This window comes from 'Nostoc azollae' 0708 (assembly GCF_000196515.1).
Taxonomy (GTDB): Bacteria; Cyanobacteriota; Cyanobacteriia; order Cyanobacteriales; family Nostocaceae; genus Trichormus_B; species Trichormus_B azollae.
Window position 1 is genome coordinate 1 of sequence record NC_014250.1, and the last position, 21,875, is coordinate 21,875.

Sequence of the window (21,875 nt, forward strand, 5' to 3'; positions counted from 1 at the left end):
TGCTTGATAAGAACAATATCTTGCCAATCGTTCATCTAATATAACTTGTACTGCCGTAATAGCGGTATACAAGGAAATTGGAGATACCGCAATTTTAAATCAAGGAATGCTGTAAGACTAGACATAGGCTTTCATCCTATACTAGTGGAGTAAACCCCAGTTCACTCCACTTTTACTCTCTATTAAATACCAAATGTTCATTAGCAATTAAAATTAATAATTCAGCTTGATCAGTAATCCATGAAGCAAGACCGACTAGTATAATTTCTTTCACATCAGGAAGCGACCGATTATTTAAAATAATGCTCTATTAACAGTGTCTTCAGCTCAATTAATCACTAATAAATCTTATAAATCCACACTACAATAGCGATATGAGTCAGCTACTTAATTCTAGTTTAGCTTAGTTTATCAACAGTAAAAAGTTGAGGTTGATTTTCAGAGATCATCCATGTTTATATATAATTAACTCTCTAGAGTTTACTTAAGAGGATTATCTAACAGATATTCAATATGCACATCATCCCGTTGTGATTGATAGTCAATTCGAAGATATTTCTGTAATCCTCGGAATGTATAAGCTGGACCTAATTGTGTACCACTAAACGCAATTCCATCTTTCTGGTAGGAAATACCTTTAGACTTACCATTTCTGGTAAATCCTATCCTTACACTAATATCGGCTTGCTGCAAGCGCATAATTAAGATTGGCATCTGGGGATGATCAATAGATAAGTTATAAACTTTCTGCTGAACTAGCTCTTTAATACTAGGTTCTGGAAGAGTATCACGCTTACCCATTTCATATTCTTCTTGCTCTCTTTTAATACGCCGAAATTGTCCTATACTTTGTGTACGATCTAATCTTTCTCTACTACCGTGGACTCGCACTAAATCATAGTCAATCTCAATCTGGCGTAGCACCTTTTCAGAGCGTAGATAATCCCAGGAATCATGCACAACTTTGGCCGTATCCATCCTAATACGACTGGCAACAATATGAATATGATCATGGTCAGTATTTGTATGACGGAAAATAGCAAATTGATTGGCATCAAAACCCATCTCTTTCATGTAGCGATTGCCAATTTCACACCATTTATTTTCAGAAATCACATCATTTTTAGCCGCTGATAATGAAACATGGTAAACAACACGTTCAGCATCTGGATTTAATTGTCGAGATAGTCGAAATTCTCTAGTTAGTTCTCTAGAATTTCTACCACTCATGTTACCGCCAATTAATTTGGCATCTTTACTGTTATATAAATAATCCAGTAGTTTATAAAAACCCCTACCCTTCGTCTGTTTCCCAATCATCAGTATTTTCCTCTTCTTCCTCCCAGTCGTTATCTCCTTTCGTATCAACTTGTGCAATATCTCGTCTACACTGGTGCAATACTTCCAACAGTTTTTCTAACAGTTCCAGGTGCACTGGGGGAGTACGGCCCATTTCTATAGCTATCTTTATGACGTCAACAAGTTGATTTAAGCTATTACCAATTTGTCCTAACTCCAAATATATTTGTAAGCTAATTTTACTCAGTCGTTTGGGGAGTGGTTGCAACAACCCATTACGCCTCATCAACTCACTCGCTGACATTCCCGCATCTCTTGACTTTATCCGAAGCAAATCTAATTCGATATCACTCAGTCTCATTGAGAAAAGATGGTTTCTTATGACTCTTTTTGACTGCTTACGACGAGACATAGTTAAAGATATAAAAGATAAAGTATTACAGAGAGATTTAGAGGGTTTAACTACCTAAAGAAACCACTCTCTAAGTATAGTTAAGTCGAGCGTTAGCAGAAAAGCATGGCTAGCTTCTAAGAAAAAATTACAAATAGATTATATAATTTTAGCACAATATACATTGTAGCTGCAGAGCTAATTAAATGTTATAACAATAATGTTATAACAATTAGGAAAATATAACAACGGCATAACCATATTATTTAATAATCAAGTACTAGAAAACTTCTAAATTTGAGATATGTCTTAGAATAAGAACTCATCCAGCGTAGTGGTAAGAGTAAATTATTTAGGATTCCTAAACCAGATCTGTACGGAGGTTTTCAAATAACAGATAATTAATAATCAATCACTAGGTAAAAGAACAATGGCTAAGTATCAGGAATCAGAGGTAACCACTAAAAATAAGACTGATAATGGTATCTCATTATTGAAAGAACAGAAGCGGAAAGAACAAGATGATGTATCAGACAGAACTACAGTCAGGAAAATGAGGAGATACATTGCAAAACTAACTTCCTCCAAGTACGGGTACACTTACGATGAAGTATCAGAAATGTTGAAAGGTTTGGGAATTAATTTAAGTGGTGAGAAAATTGAACATCTAATAGGTGAGTTGAATAAAAGCAACAGTCACCATCAAAAAGTAAAACTAGGAGAGGAGAATAATGTATTAAAAAGTACTATTACTACAGCAAAGCAGCCAGCAGTTAAAGCAAATAGTGAAAGATCAATAGATCAAACTGTAAAAAGTGGGAATGGTAAAACTAAAAGATAACAGCTAGTAGTGCAGAAACATAAAGATAAATAAATAAGATAAAAGGATATATATGTTGGGTTGGTATAGCCTGTACATAAAACATTTATGATTTAGCAAGTTTTATTTCAGAATCAGATTTGCTAAAGCACTTCAAAAAAAATACTACACGGATAAACAAATTGAAGAAGCACTGACGGAAGTATTTGCGTAAGTAGGCAGGTAATGCAGAACAAAAGTTACGTCATTGCTAAAAGTACTAATTAGGTCGTTAGCTACAGCAGATAGAGTAAACTAAAAACGCTTTATGAAAACAAGATGGGTAAGAAAGTGGAAGAAGATATCTTAGTCAATCTAAGTATTGAACCTACAAAAATTTCATTCTTCTTGATTCACCAAACGTACGTATATAGGGCAATCAGTAATCAAATTATGAGACAATGTGAAATGGGAGGGATAAAAACTGAATTTAAGAGTATTGAGATCATGGCACTATATTGGCTTGTAAATTAACATATGACAAATTTAGCTATCAGACTTATTAGCAATTTAAGATTTCACTTCGAAACAAAAATGTTCCTACTATCTATCATTTGTATAGTCAAAAATTTTTCTGAAATTCACCTTGATCAGTGAATGAGTAACAAGTCGGTTTAGTTTGTATTTAATGTGAAAAATACTATATAAGTTCTTTACACACTAATAATTGGATGACAAGACATAATAAACAGAATGTCCACTCAATAAATAAGTACATGATCGTAAATCAAGAACATATATTATACCAGTGTATTAGTAGAAACGAAAATTGATCAATTATCTCAGATAACTATCGGATTGGTCACGGCTTGTACCAGGAGAAAGTGCAAGTAAACCTCAGTAGCCAGAGAAGATAAAACAATCAACAGCAAACCAGTTTTTACAGCAGGGCTAAAATGGCGCAGAATGGGCGACATTACAGGTTTAGTAACCGTTAGAGTAACTTCAGCTATATATTCAATAGGATCTTCAGGTAATGATCTAGCTTTATCAAGTAGTGTCGGGAAGTATTCACGAGCAAACCAAATTTCGTCATCGCTGAGGTCTGTGAGATTTTTATTACTATCACTATGAAAACTATCTAATAGTAAAAGTAATAATTTTTTAAACCTAACCCAACCACCCCAACGTTGGGTAAATCTGCTTACCCAACCTTGCGTAGTGTTTATAATTTTTGCAATTGCCGTTTGACAAATTTTCTGTTGGGATTCCAAAAGCTGGTTGAAGGCCTTGATAATGGCATGTCCAGTCTGCTGATCTCGGCTACCAGCTTCCGTACATAAAGTACAGGCATCTATAACCTCTAACTTTACACCTGGTAGTTCATCTAACAAAAAACTCAAGTCATAGTCAGCACAGAAGTAAAATATTAACTCCTCATTGCAGCGACGATGAGCGCGTAATCGACCAATTTCTTGAATAATCTCACCCCTGATTAACTCGGTGAGATATTTTTGTAAGATGCCTTCTAAATTTCCCACGTGGACTGCCTCATCAGTCATTACTTTTATATGTGCAGCTACTACACCAATATTCTGGTACGGAATGCCAAAAGAAGCAATGACATCACATTCACTAAAGCGGTTAACACCACGACCATCAACAAAGTGACTGTATTCAATATAGTCTTCCGTCTTAATAGCAAGTTGTTTCCACTCAATAATCCCCAGTTTCTTGTGTATCTTACGAAAAGTTTCTTTGAGGGAAAGAACACGTTCAGTTAAGGAGCTTGACCGTTTTTTAGGCAACTTACCGAGCCCTATGACATTAACTACTCTTAAATTACTGTAGTCAGGACGAGACTGCTGGATGACTAATATTGAATCATTGTAACCAAGTTTCAATTTCAAATGCTCTGGCCTAATAGTAGCATCAAGGTAAATATTGAATTGGGCTGAGTAAGCTAATTCACTGTATTTAGTATTAGGGCGATAAATGGTCAATATACCCCATTTATAAGCTAGGGAACCCTCACCTTTCCAAGCTTCGAGGAAATCAGGTAACCAGTAATTGGGTAAATCAAAGAACTGTTTACCCGCTTGTTGGGCGCTCTCCTTAGCTACACGTTTAGCAGCAAAATGAGCGGCAGCACTTTTTCGTAGTTGTTGATCACCATTGATATCAACAGAATCCAGGTCACCCAAGAATTCTAAATTAGGCTGTAATATTTGCCGGATTATTTTAATGTCTATTCCAGACGGAAATTCACCTAATTGTTCTCTTAATTCAGCATCGTTAAAGCCATAACGAGAATTAGGTTTAATGTCTCCATTAAGAAGTGATCGTAAAACTGGTAAATACTGCTGGAGTTTTACCCATTCCTCAGTTGGTAAACCACCAGCAATTAAGGAACCAATGGTAGTATCAAAATCCTGTAGTCGTACTTCAATTGATCGCACAGGCTTAATAAGACTTCCTGCTTCTTCCCATATCCGTCCCACAGTGAAAGGTTCATTAGCACCGTTAGTTAAAACAACTGGGGTAGAGTCAGGATGTGCTCGAATTTCGGCGTAATTTTGGATTACTATCTGCTTTAGAAAACGGAAGCCGAAACCATCACCATAAGTGAAACAGCACTGATTGTGATTAATACAACCCTTACAGATAGGGCTAATAGCACTTTCTTCAAAATCTAAAGAAGCAAAGTTCTTATCACGGAACGCACCAAATAAACTAGTTCTCCTACAGTTACTATCAGTATCAGGAGTTTCACCCACTTTAGGTTGTACTAGAAAATTAGCACCAGTTGGAGTAGTACGGTTAGTGTCAATTTTCAAGCCGTTGTGCCGCACAGGTAAGTCAACAAAATTAATCTCAATCGGTAAGGTAGATGGGTTTCTGTGGTTTGCATCTTGGTAAATTAGTTTATCTGTACCGAACATGGCAGCCGTCAGTTTACCAGCATTGTGAGATTTACCCTGACCTGGATGAGAATTGTCTAAAATTTGTGTCCAGCCTTTAGAAATTGCTTCGACCCATGCGGCGATATGTTCTCCTGCTTGGCATTCAATATAGATGTCATCTATAAATTCGTTTTTGTATGGGATATTCCCCGGCTTATAGACGATGAACTTACGTATTGGGGAGTTAATCTCAAGTTTTGGTTCCTCTCTTACGAATTGTGCTCCCCTTAATATGGGAGTGGAAAATCCTTTAGCACCTTTAACAAAAGGTATAAGCGCCTGTTTTAATAAATTCTGGAAGCTGGTCAAATCTTCTCTGAATTGTCCTAGTTCGCATTCTTGAGGACTAGTGAGTCCTTTATAGTTTTCGGATACTTCATACTGCCGTTTTGGAAAGTGAAAACCATACTCCTTAGCGATGTGGAATAGTGTACCGATCGTAATCCCACCACGCCTAAAACTGCGGATTTTGGCACGAATGTTCCAAGTTGTACCCTTGATCGAAGGCGACCATTTCTCAGCAATAATTTCTGCTTCAGATGCCCCGTAGTGATTGACCAAAGCCATCAGTACTTGGCGACATTCATCATAGTTTCCACTCCCAAGGGTACGCGGTGGAATTAATGAAAGTGCGTTCTTAATAAGCTGGTCAATATCCCAGCCTTCAATAAGGGAAATTTCACGCCACTTCTTATGCCGTAACTCAATTTCTTGAATGTGTAGCTGATACTCACTACGTTCCTGTTGTGTGATTGTAATTGCTTCCCTTACCCATTCATTTGGTAAACTAGCTTCAGGATTGACCAACAGGAATTCTGCTTCTGTATTACCGTAAAAGACACGAGAAGCATCTCTACACGCACGGTCATGGGGTAGATGTTGCATTAAGAGGTGTATACAAGTTTCAACAATGTCAGCACCCTCAACATATTCTGGCAGAAGGAAAATAAGTCGGAATCTATGCCAGTCTGGTTGATGACTAGCAGTGGTATAAATCAAAGCACAGTATTTTCTAATGAAGGGATGGGTTAAGGCTTCTTCAATAGTTAACTGGTGCTTATAAACTTTGATGTAATTCCCATAATTATCCTTAATTAGCTTACCGTCTGCATCACGGGCCATATCAGAATTATCGATGTCAAGTAATAACCATTGAGAACCGATAACATTGGCCTTACTCCGCCATTTATTACCCAATAAGCTGGCACAAACAGCGTGACCTGCTTTAATATGTTCTTTAACGTTCTCTATTGTGCCTTCTTTATCTTGAAAGTTAGCAGCTAGTTTCTTAAAATCCCAGTCTTTATTTCTGCCATAAGTGTTGACAGCAAATTTTAACTTCGGTGTTTGTTCAAGATTTAGCTGCAATGCGTGATGGTTATTTATCACAGGATTACCCTCTAATAACTGGTTTTTCAGCTTTTGGAGGGGGTAAGCCCACTGCTATGACTCATATTCATGAAATTTACTGTTTTGCGACTCTAAATTTTTTCTATTTCCAAGGAAAAATGATAAATTTTGATGCAAAATTCCACTGTAAAAGTGTACAAATTTCCACAGTAACTCATATAATATAAGTTAGTAGCGTGGATTAAATCTCGTCATGCCAAGCAGTGACTTTCAAGCTTCCATACTTTGACCCACTTCTTGGAACATTTAAGATAGCTTCCCGCTCTGAAAATGCTCTAAAAGCATAGAAGATTCAATTTTTTACTACTAGACAAAGCGTTTATTTATTTGCGCTTTGTCTTTTTTCTGTTTGGTTCCCTTGTATTCATCTCCGTATCTCCTTGTATTAGGTAATAGCTAAATAGTACAAGACTTTTGGTGATTTGGAATCTAGCAAAAACCTAATTTTTCTTCAAATTACTTAATGAAAGTTAATTTTGTTGTTATTGTAGTTTTTGCTAAATATGTCATTCTATTTTTCGTACTTCTTCTCCCTAGCTACCATAGCTTCTTGACATAACACAACAATCATTTGACTTACTGTTCTAGTTTCATCACTGGCTAATCCTGCAACTCGTTCATAAACCTCAACTGGGAAAGTGACATTTACTCTTTTACCTTTATACTTTGGCATTTATTTAGATATTTCTAGGCACTATTAGTATCAGGATACCTTATTTAATGTGCTTAAAGTATAAGTTAGGTTAGTGGCTAGTAGCATATGCTAGTCTCTAATAGACGTTATACTAGCATTGTTAGCGAAAAATAACTACCTAACCAACGTAAGAAAAGCCAGAAGGTGACATTTAGGCTTATCCTAAACTCGATGTATCAATTTAAGGCAGTTGTACCCCTAAATTTTCTAGGTTGAAGAATCTTTAGATTCTTACCAATAATCATAACTATAACAACTACATACTCCAATGCCTTAGATTCGCTGATCCAATCCAACTAACTTTTAAAATCTGGCCTAACTACTATCATTGGAGGTCAGGATCTCACTTATGAGTTATGAATCTAATTCCAAGAAAGCAGAACTGGTATTACAAAGCATCCTTGCACACTTAAGAGTTCTTAATATTCCGTTGGGGATAAAATTATAAGTTAGCTTTAACAAGCACAATTCCAAACGCTGGCAGAAAACAATTAGATGTAGAGTGTAAGGTATTTAAATCTTCCAACATGAATAGCTCATTAATTCACAAATTGTTACTGAAATAGTTGAGATTGTAGTTATAAGAGTTTAGTGCGAAGCCTTTGGCAGTAATGCTTACTACGTATTTGCTAAAGTAACTATAATCTTTGAGGAATTAGAAGTAGCTATCGTCCTTGTTATCAGTTCAATGATATAGCTAATTATTGTATTTAGCAGCAACGGTATAATGATCTGTTAATACTTAATATGATAGAGAGTGGTTGTTGTGAATTGCATAGTGTGATTGCCGAGGCCTTAAACTAGAGGAATTACCAAGTCATCTCCTAAATCTGAATATGTCAAATATTCTTCGCTCATTAATAAATAAGTGGATTATAGAAGGCATATTGACTTATGGACGGAATTACTTAACGGGTGAGAAATTTGAAGTGGAATATGCCCAATATTTAGACTAATACCGATCTAGTCAGATTGAGAAATGTTCTAACTGTATCATTGCTAAGAATTACTTAATATAAGTCTAAATATCTTGTTGTATGGGGGGTGGTCTTTCCCCTACCAATAGTAAATGTAAATCTAGCTCAATTTGGCTTTATTGTCTTGTTAAATCCGTAATTAGTTAATATGATGGTATTAAAGTTACTAACGGAAATTATGATAGGAGTAGAGTTAACTTTCTAATACAACCCCTTATAGACCTTAGTATATTACTATACTATAACTGGTACTCTGTAAACTGTGCCATATTTCAATATCCTTTAATATGTATAAAAATAAGTATTTTCAGAAATAATAGAGAAGCTGATATTTAAATGTGGAGTGAATTATACTGCATTACTTAAAACTCAAGATTAATTATGAGAGTCTACAGTAATCTAACTGGTAAGTTAATGCTATCAGGTATGGCTAGTTACTAAAGATGGGTAGCTTCATAAATAATTTAGTTATGATTTATAATTCCACCTTATTAACTTAGTTAAGAGTTTACTAGATAGAATAAACGGTATAGTACTTGTAATTTAAAGGAACAAGTCAGCTTTGTGGCATAGATATGTTTCACAAAGTAGATGTACATATTATGGATCAAAAAAAAAATTAAAGTATAAAATCTATTTTACCATGTAGTACACATTAGAAATTTGTTAATATAGCTGTATATTACATGGTAAGGGTTATCTGAAACGGGATATTCAAGGGAAATTTACACTCAAAAACGATGATTATCGTCAAGTCTGCTCATTTAGACTGACTAACGACACCTGGAAAGCACTAGGTATCGCTGCTGAATGCTGTCGCTCTAATTCTTTGACTATTTTCCATTCTTCCCAGATTGCTCCTGTGGAGCGTAATACAAAGAAGTTAGGGGTATGGTAATGACTTATGTTACGTCCGACTGCATTTTTGTACTGAATTTTGAAGGGTGGGAGCTGGTAGTAATATTCTAAGACTTCTGGGTCGTTTTCCATCTGGTAAATTGCCCACAATTCTACGGTGTGGCTTTCAAATTGGATGGTTTGACCCATTTTCCGACTAGGGTATACTCCACTCACGTTTTTGGCTCGTTCCTGTATACGACGTGAGGGTGGAGTAGCACGAATTTTGGGAATCAAATCTATTGTTTGTGCTGTTAGTTATTGCTGTCTACACCAATACTCAAATTCTTCTGAGTTCATTGATTTGCAACATCGAGGGTGCTGATAAAAAGAGTTTTTACCTTGACTACAATCAACAAATACTGTCCCTCACAGCTTGTTTGAACCATAACTTGGCAGCCAAGTTGATGACATTGCTGTTGGATTTGGGCAATTTTGACTGTTTGGGGTTTAGACAACTCTAGGCTCTATTATGATTTACCTTTTTAACACGCGGCCATTTATTGGTACAAAATTTTATCTAACTTTTTGCTGCAAGGTGTGAAGCTCGGTGAATTTTTGGTCAGCTTATGGTTCAAAATTTGGCTATTTTTGAGGTAAAAGCACAGTTATACCTCTACAAAACACGGATCATTTTAGTACTAGAACATACTTTTTATCCACTGGGATCATACCAAGAAAAACTGCATTTAAACTGAATTACAAAAGTTTAATTAATAGCTATTTTAGAGTAAAATCTTCAAGTTTGAGAATTTCTATTACCACTCAAGAACTACTCTAATTATCAAATTTGCGAGGTGAATTATGAGTGTATATATACTATAAGGAATCCCTATAAAAGCCCAAAAATTACTAATATAATTTTGTTACTATTTATAATAGTAAAGATTATAAATTGACGTAGATATGACGATGAAAAATATCAGCTAATTTTTCATTGCTTTGCAATGAAATCCTATACTTTCAAATGCGGATATTCCAAGATAAGAATTTTTTCAGTGATGTGGAAAGCTATTGCTTGATTTGATACTGCGTAAGAGCCTTCATAAAAGTATCAAGTAAGTATAAGAAGATCTTATTAATATGTCAGAATGGTTAGGCTTTATTATATCACCAAAAAATATTTGAACAGTTAAGCAAGGTAGAAAGCTTTTGCTGCTCCAATCTTGGTATTTATCTACCGTATAGGCAATTAGTCTATTCAGAGAAGATGTCATAGACATTTTAGATGGTTATGTCACGTCATTATTCTAGTACGTTCTTTCAAGTCAACCACTGCTGTCAACCTTTATCTTGACAGAGGGGTTTACGAACGCGACACTTTTTTACTGTTTACTTATATTCATAATATAGCAATCAACTTTGTCATTTTGATATGATTCCGTTAGACTTTAAACATATTAAAGTACAAATCTTCATACATCTGAGGTGAGGGTATCCTCTTTTAATACTTTAGAGTTTTGTTCATAAGGATAGTAGTGTTGTATAGTAAAATTCCTACTATTTCTATGTTGAGGATATGTAGGTATTACTACAGTTTATGTTTGCCTCTATGTCCCGTAATTTACAGACAAACTTTCTCTTTCAAGGCGTTCATTAAATGCTGTATATGGACAATGAATTTATTACTAAGAGCTTAATGTTCCAAGAGATTATATTTTATTTTGGGGTTGAAATATGTACCCATTTACCTTCAGGGAAGTATAGATGATGGGTGATATCTCCTTTTCGTACTGTCGGAGAAATCATTAGAACTCTCTACTACTTACATAAACCTGAGACCGAAGCTGAGACTAATACCTGGTTGGTAGAATTCTTACTTCACTACAATAGTTAATCCTATTGCAGTGAACCTCATTCCCATATGGAGGACTTTATCAGTAACATAATACGATTAAGGATGTGGCTTTTCATTAACCCTAACTCATTCCAAGAATTTATACTAACTACAAATATACCAAATAATTAATAATCGTTAATTATTTGGTATATTTGTTAAATAAACTTTCCTCTAAATAGGTTGTTTATATTTATATGGTTCTAGCTTTCAGTCTAAATTAATATGAAGTAATGATTTAGAGTGGAAATTTACTCGAGTCATTATTAAGTACTAACTTATTAGTACGTAGAAACTATCTTATATGACATTATGACCTATTTTAGTCTCAAACTTACCTTAGAGCATGTCGGGTATTTTGAGATATAAGAGCAGACAAATCTGTTCAAGAAACTGAAATTCTAAATTAGGTAACGTTAATCTATTACTCTTATTAGTATTGTTTGTTGTGGTAAAAAATGACCTTACGACCACTGCAAAAAAATCGCTATCTGAAGAAGATATGATTATTTATCGTTAGGTTGCAATTGACAAGGATAAGTTTATTATCACACTTTTGATAGGTACTTTATTTTATGATATTTTTACGAAAATGGATGTTAACGTACTGACTCAAAGAGAAGTTATGGAATGAAAGTTCTTAGCTCTCACTTGAGAATAGTGTAAGGCTGTAGTACATTTTGTTAATGAGGTTTATGGCATTTATCCTAATATCTTAGTTAAGATTAAGCGTTTAATGGAATTCGTCTATGAGCATTATTACATTTAAGTTGTAGTTTTGCTGATACATGATAAATTAATAAATGATCTACCCTGAGTATCTTTGCAAGAGATTGGTACTAGAATTAATATTCCTAGTTTAGGAGGTATTAGAAAACATTAGGTTAAGTAGGTAAAATAGCTGTTAGGTAAGTATATTAATGATGAATATTTCCCTAAAGTTTTAATTATCAATGAGGTAATTATATTTTTAGTAGAATGATTAACGACTCCATTGTAAATGGGACATTATTTGCAAGGTATGTTTGAAGATATTTACCAAGAAGAAATAAAGGCTACCACTCTTGATATGGCTGAAGATATCCTAACTCTTAGAGTTAACAATTTAAAATCTACCTATATTCTGACAGCATCTACCTGATAGTTATAAACTTTATGATTGCAATAGTTCTTCTCTCACTCTATTCCAAGGTTATTGATTATTTTACACATAATATACGTTCATTTAAAGTCTCTTTTCTGAATATGGTTATGTTGTGATCGCCATTTTTCTCACTATATTTCCTAGGAAGTCTATTGATCTTGCTATTCCTGATTTTTCAACTTACCTAGTATTGTTATGAGTTTATTAAGACACTCAACTGTTTTATGTATACGGTTTATATATTGAACCTTTAGTTGAAGCTATGAAGTGGGCCATTTTACTAGAATTTGTAATAGGTTGACTCTTTAAAATTCAGGATAGGGGCTAACAGTCTATTATATAAGATCCCAATCTATCCAAAATCAGTACTTTTGGACACTAGGGTTATTCATTATAGCTCTCTAATTTGATATAGGAGAAGCTATTTTTCCTATAGAATGATGAACTTTAAAATGATTATGCTTATCCTGAATACTTAACTAAGTAGAACATTATAAATATCTTCAGTAGGGAAAGTAAAAATAATGACAAAGAATAAAAACTATCAATCAATAAATCGTGGTGTAATTCATATAGATGAAAGTCCCATTGCTTTAGAAAAGTACCGAAAATACTTACCACTTTGGTTAAAGCGTTACTTACCAATTCGTGGTGGACTTTCTCAAGACCACCATGGAAAGGCAATTTTTGGATTTACTGTGTTCCTTTTATCGGAAAGCATTGTCTTTTTAAGTCTTATTTTTACATACCTTGGGCTGCGGTTAATACACTCAGGAAATTGGCTACCACGTGGGATTTCAGGTCCGCAATTATATACCCTTGTAGTTATTAATACGGTGGTGTTACTCTCTAGTAGTTTTGTCATTCAATCAGCTGAAAATTCTCTTCGGCATGGTGAATTGAAGAAATTTCGGTTGCTGTTATTCATGACAATCAGTATGGGGATTTTTTTCTTAATCGGTCAAGGAACAGAGTGGAATAAGTTGGATTTTAGGTTAAGTACAGGACTAGTTGGTTCTACATTCTATTTATTAACTGGATTCCACGGTTTGCACGTTCTTATTGGTGTAATTCTCCAGGTCATTATGTTGAGTCGTTCTTTCATTCCAGGGAATTACGACAAAGGTCATTTTGGTGTAAGTGCAACTACCCTATTTTGGCATTTTGTTGATATAGTTTGGGTCTTTTTATTCTCCCTTCTCTATCTCTGGTAAACATAAAAATTCTCAGTTCGATAGCAAGGACTAAAAAATTCAAGATGGTATTCTATTAACTCCTATTTATTTACTTATGTAAATTTATATCTTACCTAGTACTTACGCAGTGTAAATGTGCGTTTTAATAAGACTTAAATTGTGAATAATTAAATTTATAGGGCTTCAACTGGCGTTGGGATCAAGGCTATATATATAATTTACCAATCATAAACTCAAAATCAATGCACTACCATTATTCCGTACTAGTGTAGGAATTTAATTTCTAGATTATATTCACATGGGTAAATTTTATATTTTATACTAATTGACTACAAAAGATATGGTATTAGGAATGTAGAAATTCAGCCTCTTGTGAATAATCTTGATTTATTAGTCTATATATTACCCAGTGACTAAATACAATCCATATTACCAGGAATTGTATAATTTGCAGATAATCTATTTTCTTGCTAGAACGCTTGTCCAATTAAGAATTCTGACGGGTACACAATATTATTAATTCTTGAATAAAACCGATTAATTTAAAAATCTCTGTGATAAATCTAGGGAACATAGTTCTTAAGTTACATTCTATAATAATGACAATATCCAAATATCTAATTTAGCTAATATAAGTTTTTAAGAACTACTAGAAAGACTAATTATACAGTCCTGCTCATAGAATTACTTTCGCTAGAGTAGCATAAAGTAGCGCTCGAAAATATAAAATATATTTTGGCCTATAATCTTGGAAGCTTTACCGAGACTCAGGCAAAAATTCAAACAAAAAAATACGAAGGGTAGTTGTTTACAAACTGGAGAAATCAGTTCCCTGAAATAGCTCTCCTACAATTTTAGGTATTTCTGAAAACCTCTTACTCATACTACCATAAATAACCTGTTTATATATACTTATTTTAAAGACACTGAGTCCAACTCTATTTTTATTAACGTAGTTAAGAGTCATTGATAAACGAAGTCATTACTCAACCACATTTTTTACGGCTTGATATTTATCCAGAGAAATGAATTAGTAATTCATAATTAATTATATCCTTTCTGTATAATGCACATAAAGTAAGGAATTCAGGATTCCTTAGCAAATCCATACGCAGTTTTGAGCACTAATTTGTATTTCTAATCAGTTACTTCTATTGGGATAATTGTTAACAGTAGTTATTATCGATAATAATTACTATAATCAGAGACTGAGCATTTATACAATATAATTAGAACTATCAGAAATACTAGTGAATAGGATGGGTGATTTCTTACGTTACCTATTTGGTTCTAGTTATAATAAGTTAACTTAATTTTATTTCAGCTGTTGATCAGACCTTCTACTCTGTTACTATATCAAAACTATCCTATAATTTGTTTAGGTGGTCTTACCTCATTAAGTTTGGTAGTTATTATTGTTGATTGGATGTATCCCATTCTAACTAATTGCTCCTTTAGGAGTTTATTCACAGCTACATTAGAGCTAATTAATTAGTACTCTACCTATTTACCTAAAGCTCCAAAAATTCCTTTTAAGTATTGTATTATCCTATTCTTCATGAGTCTTTCTGAGGCACTAGTAAAGTAAAGAGAATTTTTTCTATATCTATAATAGACTAATTAACTTGCTCTAGTTGAAGAAATACTATATCAATAGTATTCAATCAGATTATCTTTAAATATCTTATTAAAATAGGTTTATCTTATAAAAATCATGAAAGAAGTACTAGACTAATACTCGTCTAGTAGCGTTCTTATATAGAGTACAGGAACACATAAAGACTAAGTTCTCACAACCAATAAATAGTCATTATCTTTTAGAATATGAGGTTCTGCAAATCTTACAGTTAGAGAACTATTAATCTTGGGCAAAATGAGGAGGAATACTAATCAGTAGTGGTTAGAAATTAGTAATATCAGCTATATTGTCTTTACCAGGAAATTACAACTGATAACAAAAATCTTTATAAGATTAGCTTTACATTATAAGGAAAGTTTGTAAACATTCGAGCTAAAAGTTAGACTTAAACGTTATATATGAATTATAAACCATCATAAATAACATGAAAAAATAACACATAAGCCTTAAAATCATAAATTTTACTCTAGAAGCAACTTTGCAATAAACAGATACTATATCCTCTACCAATAGTATCCTCATACTATTGGTAGAGGATATATAAAGTGAAATATCGCCTACATAGGAGAGTATTAAAGAATAAGTGGGGAACTTCCGTTTACAATGAACTCCAATTTTCACATTTGGACCTTGACACCTAGAGATGTCTACCAGAATCTAAGAACAACCGACCAAGGTATCAGTGAGATAGAAGCAAATTTAAGATTAAAGGAGTCCGGTTATAATGAACTCCCTGAACCGGAAAGACGACCTTTAATTCTACGTTTTACTGACCAACTAACACACTTCATGGCGTTGTTGCTATGGATAGCAGGGATTCTAGCTTTTGTTTCTCAAACACCAGAATTGGGTTGGGCAATTTGGGCAGTTATTTGGATCAATGCTGTTTTTAGTTTTTGGCAAGAGTTCCAGGCAGAAAAAGCTTTAGCAGCTTTAAGAAAGGTGTTACCTTTGCAAGCAAAAGTTTATCGGGATAGGAAATTATGTGTAATTCCTAGCCGTGAGTTAGTTAGCGGTGATCTAGTTCAGTTAGAAGAAGGTGATAGGATTTCCGCTGATGTGAGAATTATTAAGAGTCAATCTTTATATGTGGATATGTCAGTCCTGACAGGAGAATCTGTAGCAGTTCCACGGTTCTGTGAAGCTATCACTACAGAAAATATCCATATTTCTGAAGCTAACAACTTAGTTTTTGCAGGTTCTACAATTGCAGCTGGTCAGGGGCGAGCAGTAGTATATGCAACAGGTAGACATACAGAGTTCGGTCATGTAGCTCATCTTACAACCAATGTAAAACGGGAAACTAGCACTTTAGAAGTAGAGATTTCCAGAGTAGTTAACATTATTACGATTATTGCTTTGAGTATGGGTGTAATAATATTTTTACTTACTAAGTTCTTGGGAGGAATGGAACTGAAAGAAAGTTTTATTTTTGCAACTGGGATTATTGTAGCATTTGTCCCAGAAGGATTACTACCTACTGTGAGTTTAGCGCTAGCCATTAGTGTCAAGCGCATGGCTACCCAAAATGCCTTAGTACGTCGTCTATCTGCAGTAGAAACTCTGAGTGCAACAACTATTATTTGCACCGACAAAACTGGAACTTTAACTAAAAATGAAATAACCGTCTGCCAATTATGGATTCCGAATACTCATATTAATGTAACTGGGGTAGGTTATGAACCCAAGGGAAAAGTAGAAATTATATCTCCTAAATATAAATCTCACGTGCAGTTACTATTAGCTGGTGCAGCACTTTGTTCAAATGCACAATTAAACCATCCGCGCAATTCCAATCAATGGCTAGGATCAGGTGATCCTACGGAGATAGCACTACTAGTAGCAGCAATTAAGGCCGGCTTAAAATTGGAGGAGTTACAACATCAAGCACCAAGAATTCGGGAAGTACCTTTTGATTCCCATCGACGAATGATGACAGTTTTGCTAGAAGGACATTTACAGTTGGACAATACTGGAATTTCACAGTACTTGGTTTTTAGTAAGGGTGCAACTTTAGATGTATTGCAACATTCACAATATTTATGGGATGCAGATAGAAAGCTAGAACTGACACCAACTCAGCGGGAGGAAATTGTGGTAGCGAATGATAAACTTGCTAGTCAAGGTTATCGTGTAATAGGAGTAGCAATAAATCAAGGTGGGGCTGAATTGAAACAACTTGATAATAATTTATTGGAACGGGACCTGACCTTTTTGGGATTGGTAGCAATGATTGATCCACCACGTCCAGAAGTTGCCAATGCGATTGCCCTCTGTCATCGTGCAGGTATTCAAGTGACAATGATTACAGGTGATTATGGCTTAACAGCAGCTGCAATCGCCCAGAAAATTGGTTTAGTCAAAGGCAAGGCGAGAATTATTACAGGAGAAGAATTAGGGCATCTTTCTGATACTCAGTTACGACAGATACTCGACAAAAACAAAACGAACCTAGTATTTGCGAGGGTGATGCCAGAACAGAAACTCAGGTTAGTAGAAGGATATAAAAACCTTGGTCATGTTGTCGCTGTCACTGGCGATGGTGTCAACGATGCGCCTGCTTTACGCGCTGCTAATATCGGTATTGCAATGGGAAGTACTGGTACAGATATTGCCCGTGAAGCTGCTGATATTATTCTTATAGATGATAACTTTGCCACTATCATTTCCGCAATTGAAGAGGGACGGACAGTATATCAAAATATACGTAAGTTTATGACTTATATTCTCGCCTCCAATATGGCAGAGTTTTTACCATTCCTAGCAATGGTATTTCTGAAACTACCACCAATGCTGGGAATTCTCCAGATCTTAGCTATTGACCTAGGTACAGATATACTTCCTGCATTGGCATTAGGAGCAGAAAAACCAGAAGCTGGTTCAATGGAGTTACCACCACGAGGGAAATCTCAGCCTCTTTTGAACTCATCCTTACTCTTACGTGCTTACTGCTTTTTAGGACTACTAGAAGGTTTGGTGGGTATAACAGGATTTCTCTTAGTTTGGTGGATGTGGGGCTATGATATTACCGAACTACAAGCTATTAGACTCAGTATTATATCTCACTCAGCTGATGTTGCGACAATGGCTATTTATAATCAGGCAACAACAATGACCCTAGCAGTAATAGTAGCCTGTCAAGATGGTAACGTTTTTGCCTGTCGTTCGGAAGACGTTTCAATCTTGCGCTTGGGTATTTTTAGCAACCATCTAATTTGGATAGGAATTACTATAGAATGGCTTCTTCTTCTCTTCATTATTTACTCACCTACCTTACAAAAAATCTTCGCTACTGCACCTTTAACATTATCCTATTGGATAATGTTACCAATTTGTCCACTATTAATATTGATAGCTGATGAACTACAAAAACGAACTATTATCCAAATAAAACGTAAGAAAACAAACAATGATAAAATTTAATAAGATTAATAAACTAATCATCAACTAATATCATTAACACAATATAATACTACAAGGGATAACCTAATCTAGGCTATAGCAACACTCAGTCATCATTAATCAGTTAAGATTAAAGCATTGCATAGGTAATGTATCTTCATAATATTTAGACTACAGTCAAGCAAAGAATATAATATTATGATGATGATACTATAGCAGATAGTAAAAAAATTTCAGATATATAAAAGTCCCATATTATACTAAGCATTTAGTAATGGATATATTTTATATAAGCGTACAACACCGAGGTTTACATACTGTTTCTCTTTAACTCAAGGATTAGTAGTGACTTTGATAAGTTGTATGGTATTTAAATTAGGGGGTAATCAACAACCAATTTTAACTAATGGAACCTCAGAAGAATTAGATTTAAAATGTAGTCGAGATTAGCCTTATAGGAAGTAAATATCTCTGGATTTAAATTAAAGAGATAAACCAATGAAAAAAAGGATATGGCTGTTCTAAAAGCTATAGAGATTTGATAAATATTTGCTTAAATTCTTTTTAACGTAGTTACTCTTAATACTTAAGTCAACTGGTAGCAGAAAATAAGAATATAGGCACAGAAAAACAAAATAAGATAGTGTAGTAAAGTGCTGTTATGTAATAATTTAATATTATTTAGATGCTAAATAATATTAAATTTCGTTAAAAAACTTCTAAGCAATATATTTAAGAATACATATTGAATATGTAGTGGATTATAAGAATTAGTAAAAAAATGTACTGATAAAGTAGCCAATATCGGTAGTTTTGAGAGTATTAAGCATTTAAGCCCTAAGAACTGCAGAATCATATTTAATTATAAGCAAAACCAAATTTAAAAACGTTAAAGATAAGAGATGACATTCAAAATATAAAGGAGATACAAATATGTGTTAATAGTAAGCCAATAATATCAAAGATAGTTCATAAACTTTATAAAAATAACTATCATGCCTAGATCCAATAAATATCCCATAATTGCTCACACCACCACACTTAATGATAGAATAATAAGTAAATAAATCCTAATATTCTATATCCTAAAATATGCATCACTTTTAATTTTAAAGATAAATAATTGAGGAATAAAGAAGTTTAAATAACAAAAAGACACGTGAAAAATCTTAAGATAAAGGGTGCTAAGGAATCATTTACCATGGCTGAAATTCGAGTTGTTAAACAATCACAGCATTGGGGTAGTTTTGTATTAAAGAGATACTACACCTTATTCCTTGAATATAGGAAAACATAATTATAAAATTTGAATTAATTCAGGAGAAAACAAATTCTTGAACTAAGTATTCCTTAAATTTAAAACTGGTATTAAATGTACTTTAAAGGTAACTTTTGTATCTTTAGAAAATACGTCCAGAGGCATTTAAATAGCTTGTATTAACCTACATCTAGTTCTTATTAGAAGTTAAATAGAAGATAAATACTATACAGGAATAAGTAAATATTAATTCTATAATCATTACATTCGCTAAATTACAATAGTTAAAGAGCTATATAAGGATTATAAACACAAAATCATAAACACAAGTGACAAAAGTATTTTAAGATCTCATAAAGATATTAAAAATCAAGATAGTCAGTGTTTAGATAAAAGTACCTATACAAAAATTATCTTGAGAAAATTAGGCTAGAAAATAATAAAATAAACTGACCATCACAAAAAAATATTAGCAGCATTAATCAAAATAGTTTAATGGAGATTCATAAAATTTCCTAATATAAATAACTACTTACCATCCCAAGATCCAAAATCGATTTGGAAATAAAGTTCAGGTACTCAACTATTTTCTTATATTGTAAATAATAGTCGCTAAAAAATAGGATTACCTGAATAAAACTATAGTCTCAAAGGATTTTTAATAATATCTATTCGAAGTATATTTATGAATATAGACAAAGAATAAGTATCCTCTATATACCGATCATAACGAAATAGATAAGATAAACTAACTGGTTATTTGTAGGACTGATATGACACAAATCTTGCAAAATAAAGATTATCTGATCGAAACAATATTCATGATTGGAAAATTTTTGGATGATGGTACTCAGTAGGTATAAACAAATCATAAGACCTGTCATAAGTCTCTGCTATTTTTACAAGAAAAATAGTAATGGATAAAGCTAAACATTAAGGCTTTATAGCTAAGGGACTAACTTCAAAAGCTATTAAATTAAGTTTAGCTAATTAATCTAAATGATTTTTTATAAAATCCTTCTATTCATTCAGTATTTCGAAACATATATTTAGAAACTTTACCATAGAGATATTCACCCTGATCATCAAGCTCAAATCTAAAGCATCAATATAAGCCTAAATATCTACGACCTCTCAAGTTAATATTCATTCTTCATACTTACATTTGTGATAGCAATAACTCAGTCCAAGAGTAGATATGATACTCCCTTGGAAATAAATTCCCTTTTCTACTGGTGTATACAATTTATAGAGACTGTTACCAACATATGACTTTAATAATTGAGAGCATTATTATTGTGTAGATTAGGCTAAAACAAAGAAAACCAATCTAGGATTATAAAGAAATGTATTTTAACCGGAACATAGTGAAAATAACTATTATGAAATTTACTATCACAATTTACTAAGTCGCCGAGAAATAGTCAAAAAATTTTTACAGTCATACCTGTAGACTTAAACTTTACCATTGGGATTTCATCAAACTTACGCATTAATGATTTTTATCTTAAAGTGAAGGAATATAACCTAGATCCAGTAAAGAATCCAAGGTTGTTCATACTTTTTATTAAGTATGGAAATTCTAGTTCTTATGATGAATACCTCAGTAACATGCATCTTTCTTGATTTGGTTAGTGTAGAAAGGCTCCATAATAACTTTCGACTAAGTTTGGACACACTATACTTTGTTATTATTTAGTTGGTGAAAAGTAGGAATACACCGGAAAATAATAATTACTTTAGGAAATATTTAGCTTTCAAAATAATACTAAAGTTAAATGTTGAAACATCAAATAATAAAGAGTTCTACAATCTGGATTGTAAAACTTTCTTATCGTCTAGTTATGCAGCTAATATAATGTGGAAGGAACAATTATCTAATTGGACACTCTGAGTGTACTGTAAACAGTGTTTGTCTTAAGATGTAGTGTCCCAAAACAGTAAGACTGATTTGTTACCATTTAGATGT

8 protein-coding genes are annotated in these 21,875 nt (G+C 33.5%); 3 read left to right on the plus strand and 5 right to left on the minus strand.

Features of this window, described 5'->3' with window-relative positions; all coding sequences use genetic code 11:
* Window positions 1-480: 480 nt before the first annotated feature.
* Together AAZO_RS25450 and AAZO_RS25455 are read right to left on the minus strand one after the other, a co-directional pair.
* Window positions 481-1,320: a relaxase/mobilization nuclease domain-containing protein gene (locus AAZO_RS25450; RefSeq protein ID WP_013193318.1), complete on the minus strand. Its 840-nt coding sequence runs from the start codon at window positions 1,318-1,320 to the stop codon at window positions 481-483.
* Window positions 1,295-1,711 (minus strand): plasmid mobilization protein, encoded by a 417-nt coding sequence (locus tag AAZO_RS25455; RefSeq protein ID WP_013193319.1) that lies wholly within the window; start codon window positions 1,709-1,711, stop codon window positions 1,295-1,297. The genes AAZO_RS25450 and AAZO_RS25455 overlap by 26 nt, the downstream gene beginning before the upstream one ends.
* Before the next feature lie 409 nt (window positions 1,712-2,120).
* Here AAZO_RS25455 and AAZO_RS25460 point away from each other — a divergent pair, with 409 nt between their 5' ends.
* On the plus strand, window positions 2,121-2,531 hold the full coding sequence (locus AAZO_RS25460; RefSeq protein ID WP_013193320.1) for a hypothetical protein: 411 nt from the start codon (window positions 2,121-2,123) through the stop codon (window positions 2,529-2,531).
* An 800-nt stretch (window positions 2,532-3,331) separates the two neighbouring features.
* Here AAZO_RS25460 and AAZO_RS25470 read toward each other — a convergent pair.
* From AAZO_RS25470 to AAZO_RS43100, 3 genes are all read right to left on the minus strand, one after another.
* On the minus strand, window positions 3,332-6,841 hold the full coding sequence (locus AAZO_RS25470) for a PriCT-2 domain-containing protein (protein WP_013193322.1): 3,510 nt from the start codon (window positions 6,839-6,841) through the stop codon (window positions 3,332-3,334).
* Window positions 6,842-7,373: 532 nt separating this feature from the next.
* Complete coding sequence (locus tag AAZO_RS32650) at window positions 7,374-7,535, minus strand: ribbon-helix-helix domain-containing protein (protein WP_013193323.1); 162 nt, start codon at window positions 7,533-7,535, stop codon at window positions 7,374-7,376.
* 1,748 nt (window positions 7,536-9,283) lie between these two features.
* Window positions 9,284-9,667, minus strand: coding sequence for a TnsA endonuclease N-terminal domain-containing protein (locus AAZO_RS43100; RefSeq protein ID WP_041644174.1), 384 nt, complete (start codon window positions 9,665-9,667; stop codon window positions 9,284-9,286).
* Window positions 9,668-12,935: 3,268 nt separating this feature from the next.
* Between AAZO_RS43100 and AAZO_RS25485 the strand changes: the two genes are divergently transcribed.
* Both AAZO_RS25485 and AAZO_RS25490 read left to right on the plus strand, forming a co-directional pair.
* Window positions 12,936-13,625 (plus strand): cytochrome c oxidase subunit 3, encoded by a 690-nt coding sequence (locus tag AAZO_RS25485; RefSeq protein ID WP_013193326.1) that lies wholly within the window; start codon window positions 12,936-12,938, stop codon window positions 13,623-13,625.
* A gap of 2,224 nt (window positions 13,626-15,849) precedes the next feature.
* On the plus strand, window positions 15,850-18,669 hold the full coding sequence (locus tag AAZO_RS25490; protein ID WP_013193327.1) for a cation-translocating P-type ATPase: 2,820 nt from the start codon (window positions 15,850-15,852) through the stop codon (window positions 18,667-18,669).
* Window positions 18,670-21,875: the final 3,206 nt, after the last annotated feature.